Below are 16,025 nucleotides of genomic sequence, written 5' to 3' on the forward strand. Positions count from 1 at the left end.
GGCCTGCGGGTCAGGAGTGCGGCAGGTTGAGTGCGCGGACGATGGGGACCCCCGCGCGGTAGGCGAGGTGCAGGTGGGTCGGCGCGTCGAGGACCGCCAGCTCCGCCGGCTGTCCGGGCGCGACGCGGCGGTCGAGGCCGAGCGAGCGCGCCGAGACGGCCGTCGCGGCGTGCAGCGCCTCCGCGGGCGTCAGGCCCATCTCCCGCACGGCGAGGGCGATCGCGAACGGGATGGACGAGGAGTAGCAGGTGCCCGGGTTGCAGTCGCTGGCGAGCGCCACGTCGACACCGGCGTCGAGCAGTCGACGCGCGTCCGGGTAGGGCGACCGGGTCGAGAACTCGACCCCCGGCAGCAGCGTGGCGACCGTCGTGCCCCGCGCCGCGGCGAGCGCGTCGACGTCGTCGTCGCCGAGGAACGTGCAGTGGTCGACGCTGCGGGCGCCGAGCTCGCAGGCCAGCTGCACGCCGGGGCCGTGGCCGAGCTGGTTGCCGTGGACGCGCAGCGCCAGGCCGGCGGCGCGGCCGGCCTCGAGGACGGTGCGAGCCTCGTCGCCGTCGAAGGCGTGCGCCGAGTGCGGTTCGCAGAAGACGTCGATGCTCTCGGCGAGGGCCGTGGCCCCGTCGGCGACGACCGCCTCGAGCATGGGGCCGGTCACGAGGTCGACGTAGGCTGCCCGGTCGGACGCGTACTCCCTCGGGACCACGTGCGCGCCGAGGAAGGTCGTGTGCGGGGTGACCTCGCGGGCGACCCGCAGCGAGCGCAGCTCGTCCTCGAGGGTCAGGCCGTAGCCGCTCTTGATCTCGACCGTCGTCGTGCCCTGGGCGCGCATCTCGGCGACTCTGCCGGCCACGAGGCGGCGCAGCTCGTCGTCGCTCGCCGCCCGCGTGGCCGCCACCGAGACGGCGATGCCGCCCCCGTCGTAGGGCGTCCCGGTCATCCGCGCCGCGAACTCCGCGGAGCGGTCCCCGGCGAAGACGAGGTGCGAGTGGGAGTCGACGAAGCCGGGGATGACGGCGCGGCCACCGAGGTCGCGCCGCTCGTCGGCCTGGGGTGCCCTGCCGGCAGGGCCGACCCACTCGATGGTGCCGTCGCCGGAGACGACGACGGCGGCGTCCCGGACGATGCCGAGGAAGCTGTCGCCGGGGTCGGCGTGGCAGTCGGCCCGGGCGGGGTCGTTCGTCGTCAGCTCGGAGATGCCGGTGAGGAGCAGGCTCACACGTGGGCACCAACCGTGAGCCGGTCGATGGCACCGACGAGCATGCGTCCCACGTCGCCCATCCGGTGGTGGCCGTCGCTGACGACGACGTCACCCCCGACCACGACCGTCGACACGTCCGAGGCGACGCACGCGTAGATGATCTGGTCGCGGGCGGCGCCGGCGGTGTTGACGGTGTCGGTGCGCACGGTCACGAAGTCGGCCAGGGCGCCCTTGCTCAGGTGGCCGCCGTCGGACCAGCCGAGGGCGCGGTAGCCGTTGAAGGAGGCAGCGAGGAGCAGGTCGTTGGCCGAGAAGCGGTCGCGCTCGTTGGTGACGAGGCGCTCGTGCATCTCCATGCCGCGCAGCTCCTCGAAGGGGTCGATGACGACGTGCTGGTCGGAGCCGAGCGAGAGCGGGCTGCCCGCGTCGTGCAGCGCCCGGGCCGGACCGATGCCGTCGGCGAGGTCGCGCTCGGTCGTCGGGCAGAAGCACGCGCCCGTGCCGGTGCCGCCGAGCAGCTCGATGTCGTGGTCCTCGAGGTGGGTGGCGTGCACGGCCGTCGCGTGGGCTCCGAGGGCGCCCGCCTCGTCGAGCAGCTGGGTCGGGGTGGCGCCGTAGTACATCTGGCAGGCGAGGTTCTCGCCGTGCTGCTCCGACAGGTGCACGTGCAGGGGCAGGTCGCCCGCCGCCTCGACGACCTTCGGCAGGTCCTCCCGCTTCACGGCTCGCACCGAGTGGATGGCGGCGCCGAGGCGCACCCGGTCGGTGCCCGGCCGGCGCGCCGACATGCGGGCCGCCCAGGCCTCGACCGTGCCGTCGCTGAACCGGCGCTGGCCCGGGTGCAGCTCGACGTGGCCGCCGCCGTTGAGGCCGCCCTCGAGGTAGCAGGTGTCGAGCAGGGTGAGGCGGATGCCGGCCTCGTCGGCGGCCTGGCGCACCGCGAGCCCCATGGCGTTCGGGTCGCCGTAGGGGTGTCCGCCGGGACGGTGGTGGACGTAGTGGAACTCGCCCACCACCGTGATCCCGGCCAGCACCATCTCGGCGAAGACCGCCCGCGCGAGCGCGAAGTAGGTGTCGGGGTTGAGCTGCTCCGCGGCGGCATACATCTGCTCGCGCCAGCTCCAGAAGTTGCCACCGCCGCCGTTGGCGCGCCCGCGGAGGGCCCGGTGGAAGGCGTGGCTGTGCGCGTTGGCCATCCCCGGGAGCGTGACCCCGGCGAGCCTGACGTCGTCGGGTTCGGGGTCCGCGTCGACCTGGACGTCCTTGAAGAGGCCGTCCTGGGTGACGAGCCGGACGCGGTCGGCGAATCCACCCGTGAGCCAGGCACTCTCGCACCAGAACGAGGTCATCGGTGCTCACCCGCCGGCTCGGCGGCCTTCCCCGTGCTGAGGGCGGTCACGACAGCGGTGAGGGCCATGACCCCATGGTGGCAGTCCGCGACGCCCGCGGACTCGCTGGGTGAGTGCGAAACGCCGGTGGGGTTGCGCACGAAGAGCATGGCGCTCGGCACCCCGTGCGTGGCGAGGACGCCGGCGTCGTGCCCGGCTCCCGTCCCGAGCAGAGGCGCGTCGGGGAGTATGCCGTGCAGCCGCTCCACGAGCCCCGTGTCGAAGGTCGTCGTGGGGGTCCAGGACTCCTCCGCGGTCGTGGCGCCGAAGCGTGCGGCCTCCTCCGAGACCGCGTCCACTGCGGCGCGCACGGCCTCCTCGCGCTCGCCCCGGGCGTCGAGCCAGGCCCTGACGTGGCTGGGGATGGCGTTGACGCCACCCGGGACGACGTGGACCTTCCCGACGGTGGCCACGCAGCCGAGCGCGACGGCATACGACCTCGCCGCCTGGACGACGGTGGCGAGGCCGAGCATGGCGTCACGCCGGTCGGCCATGCGGGTGGTGCCGGCGTGGTTGGCTTCGCCGGGGAGATCGATGCGCCAGCGGCCGTGCGGCCAGATATCGGTGCCGATGGCGACGGCGCGGGCGGGGTCGGTGAGGTCGTCGCCGCCGTCGGTTGCGACCGCGAGCGCCTTGCCCTGCTCGACGTGCAGCTCGACGAACGCGGCGACGCGGCGCAGGGCCTCGTCGTCGCGGCCCAGCGTGGCGGGGTCGCGACCCGCGCTGCGCCAGGCCTCGGCCATCGAGACGCCGTCGGCGTCGGTGAGCCCCCGGGCGCGGTCGGCGTCCAGCGCGCCGGTGATGATGCGCGAGCCGGCACAGGCGATGCCGAAGCGGGCGCCCTCCTCGTCGACGAAGTTGACGACGCCGAGCGGCACGTCGGGCTCGATGCCCCGGGCGCGCAGGGCGTCGACGGTCGCGAGGGCGCTGACCACGCCGAGCGGGCCGTCGAAGGCTCCGCCGTCGGGGACGGAGTCGAGGTGCGAGCCGACGACGACGCCGGGCGTCGTGTCGGGATCGCCCCACCAGCCCCACTGGTTGCCGGCGCGGTCCTCGACGACGTCGAGGCCGCGGGCGGCGCACTCGCCGGCGAACCACTCGCGCAGGTCGTGGTCGGTGCGGGTCCAGGCGAAGCGGCGGTAGCCGCCCGTGCCGGGGTCACGGCCGATGGGCTCCAGGTCCGCCCACATCCGGTCGAAGCTCTCGAAGCTCGTCGTCACGTCCACCCCTTGCCCTGTCGGCCGCACCGGCCGGTCCCGAAACTAGGCTGTCGCCCATGTCGTCCGACGCACCTGACGTACCCGAGGCACCCGACACCGCCGAGATCAGCACGCCGGCGGTCGAGGCCGCGCGGGCGGCCGGGATCCCCTTCACGGCCACGCGCCACGGACGCGTGAGCAGCCTCGCGGAGGCGGCCGCCGCCCGCGGCATCGAGCCGCGCGACCTCATCAAGACGCTCGTCGTGCGCCGCGCCGAGGACGACCACGTCTTCGTCCTCGTGCCCGGCGACCGCACCTTCTCGTGGGCGAAGGTGCGGGCCCTGCTCGGCACCAACCGCATCTCGATGCCCGACGCCGAGGCCGCCCTGACGGTCACCGGCTACGAGCGCGGGACGATCACGCCGTTCGGCTCGCGGACCCGGCTGCCGGTCATCGCCGACAGCCACCTCGTCGGGCGCCGGATCTCCATCGGCGGCGGCGCGCACGGCGTCGGCCTGACGCTCGAGGGCGACGACGTCATCCGAGTCCTCGAGGCGACGGTCGCCGACATCTCCGACGAGGAGACCCGCAAGCCGTCCTGACCTGTCCTCCCCTTCCGACCGTCGAGAGGCCACTTCATGCGGGTGCCGACCGGTCGAGAGGCCAGCGTGGCGCACACTTGCTGACATGTCCCGATCCGCGCTGCCCACCAAGCCGTGCGCCCGCTGCGGCCGCACCATCACCTGGCGCAAGGCGTGGGCCCGCGACTGGGAGTCGGTGCGCTGGTGCTCCGACAGCTGCCGCAAGCACGGCCTGACGCAGGTCGACCTCGACCTGCAGGACTCGCTCGAGTCGCTGCTCGAGGCCCGCGCGCGTGACGCGTCGGTGTGCCCCAGCGAGGTCGCCCGGGCGGTCGGCGGCGAGGACTGGCGCGACCTCATGGAGTCGGCCCGCTCCGCTGCCCGGCGGCTCGTCGCGGACGGCCGCGCCGAGATCACGCAGGGCGGCCGGGTCATCGACCCGGACCACGCGAAGGGCCCGATCCGGGTCCGCCGACCCCGCTGACCCGGCTCCCCCGTCGCGGCCGGCATACGCCCTCAGCCCTCCTGCATGGGGATGCGGACGCCACGCTCGTGCGCGACCTCGTCGGCCCGCTCGTAGCCGGCGTCGACGTGCCGGATGACGCCCATCCCGGGGTCGTTGGTGAGGACGCGCGCGAGCTTCTGCGCCGCGAGGTCGGTGCCGTCGGCGAGGGACACCTGGCCGGCGTGGAGGCTGCGGCCGATGCCGACGCCACCACCGTGGTGGATCGAGACCCAGCTGGCGCCCGAGCTCGTGTTGACGAGGGCGTTGAGCAGCGGCCAGTCCGCGATGGCGTCGGAGCCGTCGGCCATCGACTCGGTCTCGCGGTACGGGGAGGCGACCGAGCCGCTGTCGAGGTGGTCGCGGCCGATGACGATCGGGGCGCTGACCTCGCCGGTGCGGACGAGCTCGTTGAACGCCAGACCGGCCTTGTCGCGCTCGCCGTAACCGAGCCAGCAGATGCGGGCAGGCAGGCCCTGGAAGGCGATCCGCTCCTGCGCGCCGCGGATCCACTTGTGGAGGCGGTCGTTGTCGGGGAAGAGGTCGAGCACGGCCTTGTCCGTCGCGGCGATGTCACGCGGGTCGCCCGAGAGCGCCGCCCAGCGGAACGGGCCCTTGCCCTCGCAGAAGAGCGGCCGGATGTAGGCGGGCACGAAGCCGGGGAACTCGAAGGCCCGGTCGTAGCCGCCGAGGCGCGCCTCGTCGCGGATGGAGTTGCCGTAGTCGAAGACCTCGGCACCGGCGTCCTGGAACTCGACCATCGCCTTGACGTGCTTGGCCATCGAGGCCCGGGCCCGGTCGGTGAAGTCCTCGGGCTTCTTCTCGGCGTACTCGTGCCAGTCCGCGATCTCGACGCCCTCGGGAAGGTAGGACAGCGGGTCGTGCGCCGACGTCTGGTCGGTGACGATGTCGATCTCGACGCCGCGACGCAGCAGCTCGGGGAAGACCTCGGCCGCGTTGCCGACGACGCCGACCGACCAGCCGCGACGCTCGCGCTTGGCGGCGAGCGCCTTCTCGACGGCCTCGTCGAGCGAGCCGGCGACCTCGTCGAGGTAGCGGTGCTCGACTCGGCGGTGCAGGCGCGCCGGGTCGACGTCGACGATGAGGCAGGCGCCGTCGTTCATCGTCACGGCGAGCGGCTGCGCGCCGCCCATGCCGCCGCAGCCGCCGGTGAGGGTGAGCGTGCCCGCGAGCGTGCCGTCGAAGCGCTTCTCGGCGACGGCCGCGAAGGTCTCGTAGGTGCCCTGGACGATGCCCTGTGTGCCGATGTAGATCCACGAGCCGGCCGTCATCTGGCCGTACATCGTCAGACCGAGGTGCTCGAGCCGGCGGAACTCGGGCCACGTCGCCCAGTCGCCGACGAGATTGGAGTTGGCGATGAGCACGCGCGGGGCCCACTCGTGGGTCTGCATGACGCCGACCGGGCGGCCGCTCTGGACGAGCATGGTCTCGTCCTGCCTGAGCGTCGTCAAGGTGCCGACCATGGCGTCGAAGGACTTCCAGTCGCGGGCCGCCCGCCCCGTGCCGCCGTAGACGACGAGGTCGTCGGGACGCTCGGCGACCTCGGGGTCGAGGTTGTTCATGAGCATCCGCAGCGGGGCCTCGGTGGCCCACGACTGCGCCGTCAGGGTGGTTCCGCGCGGCGCGCGGACGGGTCGTGCACCTTCCATGTCACTCTCCTTCGAGTGGGAAAACCGTTGGTATGCCGTGTGCTTCGTGATCGTGGGCCGTGTCGTTCAACCGTTGGGGAGTCAGCGGAGGGGGCCGGTGACGGACTCGACGGCGGCGAGGACGTCGCCGCCGGTCACCGCCGCGCAGGAGCCCTCGATGTCGGGGGCGAGGAACCGGTCGGGCCCCGGAGCCACGTCGGCCCGCTTCTGCAGCGCCGCGATGACGGCGCCCGTGGCCGGGGCGGGCTCCAGCGGCGCCCGCAGCCGTATGCCGCGTGCTGCCGTCAGCAGCTCGATGGCGAGCACCCTGCCCAGGGCGTCCACCGACCGGCGCAGCTTGCGGGCGGCCGACCAGCCCATCGACACGTGGTCCTCCTGCATCGCCGAGCTCGGGATCGAGTCGACCGAGGCGGGGACGGCCAGGCGCTTCAGCTCCGAGACCATCGCGGCCTGGGTGTACTGCGCGATCATCAGCCCGGAGTCGACGCCCGGGTCGTCGGCGAGGAACGGCGGCAGGCCGTGGCTGCGGGCCTGGTCGAGGAACCGGTCGGTGCGGCGCTCGGCCATCGAGGCGACGTCGGCGGCGACGATCGCGAGGAAGTCGAGGACGTAGGCCACGGGCGCGCCGTGGAAGTTGCCGTTGGACTCGACGCGGCCGTCGGGCGTCACGACGGGGTTGTCGACGGCGGAGGCCAGCTCGGCGTCGGCGACCCGAGCGGCGTGCTCCACGGTGTCGCGCGCGCCGCCGTGCACCTGCGGCGCGCAGCGGAGCGAGTAGGCGTCCTGCACCCTCGTGCACGCCTCGGTGCGGTGCGACTCGCGGATCGGCGAATCCGCCATGACCGCAAGGATGTTCGCAGCCGAGGCCGCCTGGCCCGGATGGGGTCGCAGCGCGTGCAGGTCGGCGGCGAAGACGTCGTCGGTGCCGAGCAGGCCCTCGACGCTCATGGCGGCAGAGACGTCGGCGAGCTTGAGCAGGTGGCGTAGGTCGTGGATGGCCAGGGCGAGCATCCCGAGCATGCCGTCGGTGCCGTTGATGAGGGCCAGGCCCTCCTTCTCGGCGAGGACGACCGGCTCGATGTCGTGGTCGCGCAGGGCGCTCGCGGCGTCGGTCAGCGTGCCGTCCGCGAGCCGCACCGGCCCCTCCCCCATGACGGCGAGCGCGCAGTGCGAGAGCGGGGCGAGGTCGCCCGAGCAGCCGAGCGAGCCGAACTCGTGCACGACCGGGGTGATGCCGGCGCTCAGCAGGGCGGCATACGCCCTCGCCGTCTCGAGGCGGACGCCGGTGCGGCCGGTCGCGAGGGTCGACAGGCGCAGCAGCATGAGCGCGCGCACGACCTCGCGCTCGACCTCGGGGCCCGAGCCGGCGGCGTGCGAACGCACGAGCGAGCGCTGCAGCTGGGCCCGCAGGGCCGTGGGGATGTGGCGCGTGGCGAGGGCCCCGAAGCCGGTGGAGACGCCGTAGTGGGCGACCGTGTCGTCGGCGAGCGCCTCGACGACCGACCGGCTGCGGGCGATCTCGGACTCCGCCTCGGTGGAGAGCTCCACACGTGCGCCGTGGCGGGCGACGGCCACGACGTCGGCGATGGACAGCGGACCGGTGCCGACCGTGACGACCGTGGTGCTGGCGAGTTCGTTCATGCATCCCATCGAACCGCCGCAGGGCTGGCGCGTCGGCCCGTCATGGGGGACAATTGTCTCGCATGCGAGACGTCGTCGATCGCACAGGAAGTGGGCCTCAGTGTCCAACGCCCCGGCAGCCGCCAACGCACTCGACGTGCTCGAGCACCTCTCGCGCCACGCCGAACCACTTCCCGCAGCGTCCATCGCGCGAGACCTCGGACTCCCCCGCAGCTCGGTCTACCACCTGCTCAAGGTGCTGCACGGACGCGGTTACGTCACCCACTACGTGGAGGAGCGGCGCTTCGGCCTCGGCCAGGCGGCCTACGAGCTCGGGTCGGCCTACCAGCGGCAGGCGCCGCTGGCTCGCGTGGCCCGCGCGCCCATGCGGCGGCTCGTCGACCAGTGCGGCCGCAACGCCCACTTCGCCACCCTCGACGGGCGCGACGTCATCTACCTCCTCGAGGAGCGGGCGCCCGGCCAGCCCATGCTCGTCACCGACGTCGGCGTGCGCCTTCCCGCGCACCTGACCGCGAGCGGCCTCGCGATGCTCTCCACACTCCCCGCGCCCCAGGTCCGCGCGCTCTACCCGGACCGCTCCTCGTTCGTGCAGCGCAACGGAGCCGGCCCGAGCTCGCTCGCCGAGCTGCGCAGCCTCCTGGCCCGCACGCGCACCGACGGCCACGCCCGCGAGGAGGGCACCGTCACGGCCGACCTCTCCTCCGTGGCCGTCCCCGTCCTCGACCGCGCCGGCCGACCGCTCGCCGCCATCGCGCTGACCCTGCGCACGGCCGACGCCAGTCCCGAGCACGTCGCCGACCTCATCGGGCGAGCCCGTCTCGCGGCCACCGACATCGCTCGACGGCTGAGTCCCAGCCCGACGGCGTCCCTTCGGAAATGAGCGGCTGACGACGCCTCTGTTCCCTAGGGTGCCGGTCATGGACCTGCACCTCATCGGCGGCGGCTGGGTCGACGACCTCGCGCCCACGCTCTACGGCGACTTCATCGCGGCCGCCCGGCGCCGCGCCGGCGGCACCCCCCGCATCCTGCTCGTCGTCATGGGCACCGACGAGGAGTCCCTCGCCTACCACGAGAAGTACGTCCACACGCTCGGCCTCGTCGGCGGCCACGAGCTCGTCGTCGAACGCGTCGCCGAGGGCACGCCGTTCGACCCAGCGGCACTCGAGGGCGTCGACGGCCTCTTCGTCGGTGGCGGCCCGACGCCGGAGTACCACGCGTCCCTCGCGGGCGCCTACTCCCGCATCCGTGCGCTCGTCACCGGGGGTATGCCGTATGCCGGCTTCTCGGCCGGCGCTGCCATCGCGGGCTCCCACGCGGTCATCGGCGGCTGGCGCATCGACGGGCTCCCCGTCTGTCCCGAGGACAGCAACGAGGACCTCGACCCGGTGACGGTGGTCGAGGGGCTCGGCCTCGTCGAGGGGGCCGTCGACGTCCACGCCGCCCAGTGGGGCAACGTCTCGCGCGCCCTCGCCGTCGTCGGCGCAGGGCTCGCGCCACAAGCCGTCGCCATCGACGAGGGCACGCGGCTCGGCGCGGACGGCACGGTCGTCGGCGCCGGCCGCGTCTGGCACGTCACGCCCGACCCCACCGCGCCGGGAGTGGTGTCGGTGGCAGCAGCGCAGTCGCCGGCCGGGTAGCACTCACTCCCAGCCCGCCGTCAGCCGCTCCACGCCTGCCATCCCGGAGCGGGCTGCGGCCTTGCCATGTTCGAGGAGCGCCGCCGCCAGCACCGCCAGCAGGCCGAGTCCCCCGATGAGCGCCCACAACATCGCGCCGCTCCAGCTCGGCAGCAGGTCGACGAGGGGCACCCCGACGAGCACGAGCAGCGACACCCCGACGACGAGTGCCCCGGCCGAGAGCCGACGGCGCACTCGCGTCACCGCCGCCCAGCCGCACACGAGGCAGCCGAGGGCCAGGGCCACGACGGCGTAGCCGACCTGCGTCATCACGGCCGCGGCGAGGGAGGGGCCGACGAGCAGGGCGATGCCCGACCGCTCCACGAGGACGATCGCCGGGTGCGACGCGCCCAGGCCGCGCAGGCGCCGGTCGCGGCGCCACAGCCCGACGGCGGCGAGGACCGCGAGACCGACGGGCGCCACGACCCACTGGGGGTCGCCTCCCAGCGACCCGACTGCCAGGACGACCCAGGCCGCGCTCGCGAGCCCCGGGGCGAGCAGCTGCGGCAGCAGGAGGCGTCGCGCCATCCCGGTCGCGGCCGCCAGGATGCTCGCCACGGCCAGCGGGGCGGCGACCAGGGGCGGCTCCGTCAGCCCGGCCGCCACGGCGAGCGCGAGCACGGTCGTGCCCCAGCCGAGCACGAGGAGCGAACCCTGCCACGTGTCAACGTGGCGGCCCCGTGCCCAGCCCAGCAGCAGGAGCGCGCACAGGATGCCGACCGACGACAGGGCCCAGACCCGGGACTCCGGGCCGAGAGCGGCGGCCTCCAGCGCCGCGGCGACCGCTCCGACGGCGTATGCCGTGCCAACCTCCCGCTGCCAGGACACCCCCAGCGCGGCCGCGGACGCCACCACGGCGGCCGCGACGACGACGAGGCCGCCGACGAGGAGCCAGTCTGCGCTCGTGTCGGTCGACACCCCGGGAAGGAGGACCGCGGCAGCTGCCACCGCCCCGGCCAGTGCGGCCACGCCGCCCCAGACGAGGGGCCACTCCCGGTCCACCCGCCCGCTGAGGGCGGCGACGGCTGCGACCGTGGCGAGAGCCCCGGCCCCCAGCGCGGTGGCGTCCACCGCCCGTTGCGCGGACCAGTCGAGCCAACCCAGCGCCGAGAGCCAGGTGCCGAGCGCGGTGAGGACGGCCGCTGCCCGCAGCGCCTGTCGGGCTGGAGAGGTGGCGGCGGCTGCCACGGCGGTGAGCGCCACCGAGAGGACGAGCAGCGCGAGCGCGAGCCACCCGGGGCCGGCCCGGCCGGAGCCGAGGAGCACGAGCGCAGCGCCCGCGGTGAGGAGCACCTGCGGCACGACCGGCAGCCGCCGCAGCCGCGCTGCCACCAGCGCGCACTCGGCCCCGACCGCAGCGAGCGTGAGGTCACCATCGGTCCCCGAGGTCGTGGCGCCCAGTGCGACCCCGGCCAGGGCGACCGGAACGGCCGCGACGAGCACCGCGCCGTCCCACCGCGTCCACCACCGGCCACCCGGTGGCGCAGGGCTCCTCCGGGACAGGGCCTGGGCAGCAGCGAGCAGGGCCGCCACCGCCGCAGCAGCGAGCCAGGGCCGGCCCTCGAGCTGGGACCCCGCGAGCTGGACGGCGCCGAGCCATCCCACGACGACGGCGACGCCGACCAGGGCACCGACGCGGGCCAGCATCGCCGTCACCGCCAGCGAGACCCCCGCCGCGACCGCCACCCAGCCGGTGACCGTCACCCAGCCCGCCACCGTCGTGGCAGAGGTCCGCTCGGCTCCCGCGAGCGCCACCGCCGTGGCGATCTCGACGGCCCCGACCGCGGCCGGTGCGAGCAGGGCTCGATGGCTCGGCACCAGGCGCGGCTCCCAGCCGCGGCCTCGCAGGTCTGCCCCTGCGGCCCCCACCAGGAGCACCGAGCCGACGGCCACGAGAACGATGGCGGCCTGCAGTCCGAGCGGCTGACCCGCGAACCAGGAGGAGACCTCCTGGGCGACCAGCAGGAGGGCCGGCGCCGGCGCGAGCCAGGCGGTCCATGCCATCATCGGCTCCCGGCGCTCCGGGGCCAGCACCGCCACGGCCAGGACGAGCCCGCCCAGCGCGGCAGCCGCGGGCACCCGCGCGTGCGCCGCCACCGGCGCGAGGAGAGCCAGCCCGAAGGCGCTCCACGCGGCAGCCACGGCGACCCGCTCGGGCAGGCGGAGCCGCGTCGCGACGGCATACGCCACAGACACTCCAGCGAGCACACAGCTCGTCCACGAGTCCGTGACCGGGAGCAGGCCGGCGCGGTCGGCGGCGAGCACCAGCACGAGCGGAAGGCCGGCGGCGAGGACGCCGAGCGGCAGCCAGCCCAAGGGCGCAGCGGCTCGCCACAGGGCGGCCCCGACGACGGAACGGTCGAGGGCGTCGGACCAGCCGGTGAGGCCCCAGCCGGCGGTCGAGGCCGCGACCGCGACGACGAGTCCCCAACGGGTGGACAGGGCCGGCAGGCAGACGAGCGAGCCGACGACCAGCCCGGAGAGTCCGAGCCCGACCCGGCTCGAGACCGACAGGTGCGCGCCGAGCCGGTCAGGCATTCCGTGGGCGAGCACGACGAGAAGCAGGGTGGCGAGCGCGGGCACCACCACCTGAACCGTGAGCGACGAACCCAGCGCCACGCCTGCAGCCAGCCATGCCACGACCGTCGGGGCCAGCACCGCAGCCGGACGGACCACGTCGGCGAAGGGACCGACGAGGCCCGCCGCTGCGACGAGGGCGGCGGCTCCCGCCACCAGCCAGGCGGCCGTGCCCTCGCCTGCGGCCGTGCCGGCGCCGGCGGTCGCGTCCGACCACCAGGCCAGGGCGAGGACCGACGTGAGCACGCTCGCTCCGAGGTACCACCCGTGCCAGTACGCGTCGTGCGGGCTGCGCGTGAGCCAGCCGCGCTCGGCCGGCACCGCGAGGAGCAGCATCAGCGCGCCGACGACGACCAGCGCACTCGGGCCGTCCCACACGAGAGCGGCGGACGCCGCCACCCCGACGGGCGCCAGCACGGCCGCCAGGTCGAACGCCCTGGCCGAACTGGGGGCGGCGTACGGGTGGCCGCGCCGCACCGCGGCCCACACAGAGGCGACCGCGAACGACCACAGCGAGCACCGCGGGTCCACCCCGGTGGACACGAGCGCCAGGGCCAGGCCGATCGCCGGGAGCAGCCGGGCGGGCGCGGCCCGCCCACCGGCGTCCGCGGCCTCGAGGATGGCCACGTAGCCGAGACCCGCGACCGCGGCGACCCAGGCCGTCGCGGGAAGGTCGCCCGGGCGGCCGGTGATGCAGACGACCCAGACGACGGTCCACCAGAGCGGCGGGGCGAAGGTGACCGAGCCGGCCAGTCGCGGAGCGAGCCCCTCGACCGCGGCCAGGACCGCGACGCCTCCGGTGAGCACGGCGACCGTCGGCGCCTCCCCCGTGAGCCACGTCAGCCCGTCCAGGACCCCCAGGACCACGAGCCCGGGCACCGCCGGCCGCAGCAGGGCCTCCGCGCGCCGACCGGACGACGGGAACCGCGCCGCCACGACCGTCACGGCGAGGGCGACGCTCATCGCGGCGGCCTGCCAGGCGCTGGGGACGGCCACGTCACGGCCCTGCGGGACGACACGGCCCACCCCCATCGTCGCCAGCCCCACGGCCAGCCAGGCGAGGGGCGCCACGAGGAACCGCAGGGCGCTGTCCGGCACGCGCCGCGACCAGGCGGCGTAGGCGAGGGCGAGCGCGACGACGAGGGCCGTCAGGACGACGACCAGGAGCGCGCCACCGAGGTCCGGTGGCACGGCCACGCCGTCGACGAAGCTCGTCACCACCATGACCGGCAGCAGCAGTCCACCGGCGACCTCGAGCGCCCGCCCCACGACCAGTGCGTTGCGGCGCCGGAGCAGCGCTCCCGCGGCGAAGGGGGCGACGGCGATCACCGCCTCGGCGAGCGGCCGCATCGACGGGGCCACGTCGCCGAAGGCGAAGGCGACGAGGCCGAAGGCCCCGACGAAGAAGAGGAGCACACCCAGGTAGGCGAGCCCGTGCACGGCCAGGTCCGAGCCCACGGCCTCCCGGGTGCGGTCCCACCACTGCAGGAGCGCCGAGGGAGGTGGCGGCTCGACCGGGCGCCCCACGTGCTGGCTCACCACGACGGGAGGAGGAGGCACCACCGGCACCGGCACCGGGGTCGACGCCGGAAGCGGGACCGGGCCCGTCGGCCGGGGAGGCGCGACGGAGGTCGACGTGGGTGGGGCAGCGGGTCCCGTGGCCTGCCCCGGTGACGTGCCGGCATACGGCTGCCCGAGGGGTGGGGGAAGATCGGCAGGGACGGGGCGGACCGCCCGCTCCGCCTCGACCCGCAGCTCCCGGGCGAGCATCCTCAGCCACGCGTCCGTGTCCGCCCCGACGTAGGCACGCGACCGCGCGACGGGGAGGAACACCTCCTCGACGAAGTCGAGGTGCGGCAGGTCACGAGAGGTGACCGGGCGGCGGCCACCCCCGCCCGCGTCGGCCCCTCGCGGATCCCCTGTACCGCTCATGGCCATACCTTGGCAGCGATGCCGCCGGGGACGGGGCGAATACCCACAGACCACGCGCCTCAATAGAGTCGGACACATGCGCGCCATCACGATCCCCCAGCCCGGAGACGCCGACAGCCTCGTCCTCGCCGAGGTGCCCGACCCCGTGGTCCGGGCCGGGCAGGTGCTCGTCGACGTCGTCGCGGCGGGCGTCAACCGCGCCGACGTCATGCAGCGGCTCGGTCACTACCCGCCGCCCCCGGGCGCGTCGGAGTACCCGGGTCTCGAGGTCAGCGGTCGCGTCGCGGCGCTCGGCGACGGCGTCGAGGGGTGGCAGGTCGGCGACGAGGTGTGCGCCCTGCTCGACGGCGGCGGCTACGCCGAACGCGTCGCGGTGCCCGCCGAGCAGCTGCTCCCGGTGCCGACCGGGGTCTCGCTCGTCGACGCCGCGGGCCTGCCCGAGGTGGCGTGCACCGTGTGGTCCAACGTGTTCATGGTCGCCAACATCCAGCCCGGCCAGGTGCTCCTCGTCCACGGCGGGAGCTCCGGCATCGGGACCACGGCGATCCAGCTGGGGAAGGCGGTCGGCGCCCACGTCGCCGTCACCGCCGGCAGCCAGGCCAAGCTGGACGTATGCCGTGAGCTCGGGGCCGAGATGCTCGTGAACTACCGCGAGGAGGACTTCGTCGAGCGCGTCCGTGAGCTCACGAAGGGCCACGGCGCCGACGTCATCCTCGACAACATGGGCGCCAAGTACCTCGCCCGCAACGTCGACGCCCTCGCGACGAGCGGGCGCCTCGTGACCATCGGGCTCATGGGTGGCCGCAAGGGCGAGCTCGACATGGGCAAGCTGCTGGCCAAGCGCGCGGCCGTCATCGCGACCTCGTTGCGGGCACGCCCCGCCGCCGAGAAGGCCGCCATCGTCGCGGCGGTGCGCGAGCACGTCTGGCCGCTGGTCGAGGACGGCAGCGTGCGGCCCGTCATCCACTCGCGCCATCCCCTCAAGGAGGCGGCCGACGCCCACCGGGAGATGGAGGCCTCCGGCCACATCGGCAAGATCCTCCTCACCACCTGAGGTCGGACAGGCCGCTGCGCCGGGAGGATCCCGGCCGTGTCGGACTCGTCCGCTGACAGGTCCGCCGGGCCGCAATACCGTTGCCGGATGGGTCTCTTCGGCTCCGGAGGGGCCACTCACGGCAATGGGAGGTTCACGGTGTTCATCCAAGTGATCCAGGGTCGGTGCAACGACGCCGACACCCTCCACCGGCACATGGACCGGTGGCGCGAGGAGCTCGAGCCGGGGGCCAGCGGCTTCCTCGGCGGGACGTACGGCATCACCGACGACGGCGAGTTCGTCGGCGTCGTCCGTTTCGACACGCGCGCCTCCGCGGAGGCGAACTCCGCGAGGGCGGAGCAGGGGGCGTGGTGGGAGCAGGCGTCCCGCTGCTTCGACGGCGAGGTCACCTTCCACGACTGCGAAGACGTGACGATGATGCTCGACGGCGGCAGCGACGACGCCGGCTTCGTCCAGGTCATCCAGGGCCGGCTCAGCGACCCGGAGCGCTTCCGGCACGCGATGGAGGAGCCGATGGACATGCTGCGCCAGGCGCGTCCGGACATCATCGGGGGCACCATCGCCATCGACTCGGACGGGTTCTTCACCCAGACGATGGGCTTCACCA

Annotated in this window: 12 protein-coding genes; 6 read left to right on the forward strand and 6 right to left on the reverse strand. The window is 74.6% G+C overall.

The annotated features are described in order from the left end of the window. Nucleotides 1-10: 10 nt before the first annotated feature. The 3 genes from hutI to ABD194_RS09625 are packed head-to-tail and all read right to left on the reverse strand — an operon-like array spanning nt 11 to nt 3,776. On the reverse strand, nt 11-1,216 hold the full coding sequence (gene hutI / locus ABD194_RS09615) for an imidazolonepropionase (protein ID WP_343990659.1): 1,206 nt from the start codon (nt 1,214-1,216) through the stop codon (nt 11-13). Beyond that, a complete protein-coding gene (locus ABD194_RS09620; RefSeq protein WP_343990661.1) occupies nt 1,213-2,547 on the reverse strand; it encodes a formimidoylglutamate deiminase in 1,335 nt (444 codons plus the stop codon). Before ABD194_RS09620 ends, hutI begins: the two co-directional genes overlap by 4 nt. After that, entirely contained in the window at nt 2,544-3,776 is a 1,233-nt protein-coding gene (locus ABD194_RS09625) for an allantoate amidohydrolase (protein ID WP_343990830.1), read from the reverse strand. Before ABD194_RS09625 ends, ABD194_RS09620 begins: the two co-directional genes overlap by 4 nt. 86 nt (nt 3,777-3,862) lie before the next feature. On the opposite strand from ABD194_RS09625, the gene ABD194_RS09630 reads away from it, so the two are divergent. Beyond that, entirely contained in the window at nt 3,863-4,387 is a 525-nt protein-coding gene (locus ABD194_RS09630; RefSeq protein WP_343990663.1) for an aminoacyl-tRNA deacylase, read from the forward strand. An 85-nt stretch (nt 4,388-4,472) separates the two neighbouring features. Next, the gene (locus ABD194_RS09635; RefSeq protein ID WP_343990665.1) at nt 4,473-4,850 is read left to right on the forward strand and encodes a DUF3253 domain-containing protein; all 378 of its coding nucleotides are present in this window, start codon (nt 4,473-4,475) and stop codon (nt 4,848-4,850) included. Nucleotides 4,851-4,882: 32 nt separating this feature from the next. Here the strand turns inward: ABD194_RS09635 and hutU are convergent, their stop codons facing one another. Both hutU and hutH read right to left on the reverse strand, forming a co-directional pair. Further along, nucleotides 4,883-6,538, reverse strand: coding sequence for a urocanate hydratase (gene hutU / locus ABD194_RS09640; RefSeq protein WP_343990667.1), 1,656 nt, complete (start codon nt 6,536-6,538; stop codon nt 4,883-4,885). An 81-nt stretch (nt 6,539-6,619) separates the two neighbouring features. Continuing rightward, nucleotides 6,620-8,188, reverse strand: a complete 1,569-nt coding sequence (hutH, locus tag ABD194_RS09645) for a histidine ammonia-lyase (RefSeq protein ID WP_425579970.1) — start codon at nt 8,186-8,188, stop codon at nt 6,620-6,622. Between the two features lie 91 nt (nt 8,189-8,279). Between hutH and ABD194_RS09650 the strand changes: the two genes are divergently transcribed. Together ABD194_RS09650 and ABD194_RS09655 are read left to right on the forward strand one after the other, a co-directional pair. Then, nucleotides 8,280-9,059 carry an IclR family transcriptional regulator gene (locus ABD194_RS09650; protein ID WP_343990671.1) on the forward strand — a complete coding sequence of 260 codons (780 nt, stop codon included), beginning with the start codon at nt 8,280-8,282 and terminating at the stop codon, nt 9,057-9,059. 37 nt (nt 9,060-9,096) lie between these two features. Next, entirely contained in the window at nt 9,097-9,816 is a 720-nt protein-coding gene (locus tag ABD194_RS09655; protein WP_343990673.1) for a Type 1 glutamine amidotransferase-like domain-containing protein, read from the forward strand. Nucleotides 9,817-9,819: 3 nt separating this feature from the next. On the opposite strand, the gene ABD194_RS09660 is transcribed toward ABD194_RS09655, so the two are convergent. Then, on the reverse strand, nt 9,820-14,364 hold the full coding sequence (locus tag ABD194_RS09660; RefSeq protein ID WP_343990675.1) for a hypothetical protein: 4,545 nt from the start codon (nt 14,362-14,364) through the stop codon (nt 9,820-9,822). A 76-nt stretch (nt 14,365-14,440) separates the two neighbouring features. Between ABD194_RS09660 and ABD194_RS09665 the strand changes: the two genes are divergently transcribed. Together ABD194_RS09665 and ABD194_RS09670 are read left to right on the forward strand one after the other, a co-directional pair. Further along, nucleotides 14,441-15,418, forward strand: a complete 978-nt coding sequence (locus tag ABD194_RS09665) for an NAD(P)H-quinone oxidoreductase (protein ID WP_343990677.1) — start codon at nt 14,441-14,443, stop codon at nt 15,416-15,418. A 138-nt stretch (nt 15,419-15,556) separates the two neighbouring features. Continuing rightward, nucleotides 15,557-16,025 (forward strand): hypothetical protein (locus ABD194_RS09670; protein ID WP_343990679.1); only part of this gene is annotated, 469 nt, incomplete at its 3' end.

It is taken from the genome of Terrabacter terrae (genome assembly GCF_039529575.1).
Lineage (GTDB): Bacteria > Actinomycetota > Actinomycetes > Actinomycetales > Dermatophilaceae > Terrabacter > Terrabacter terrae.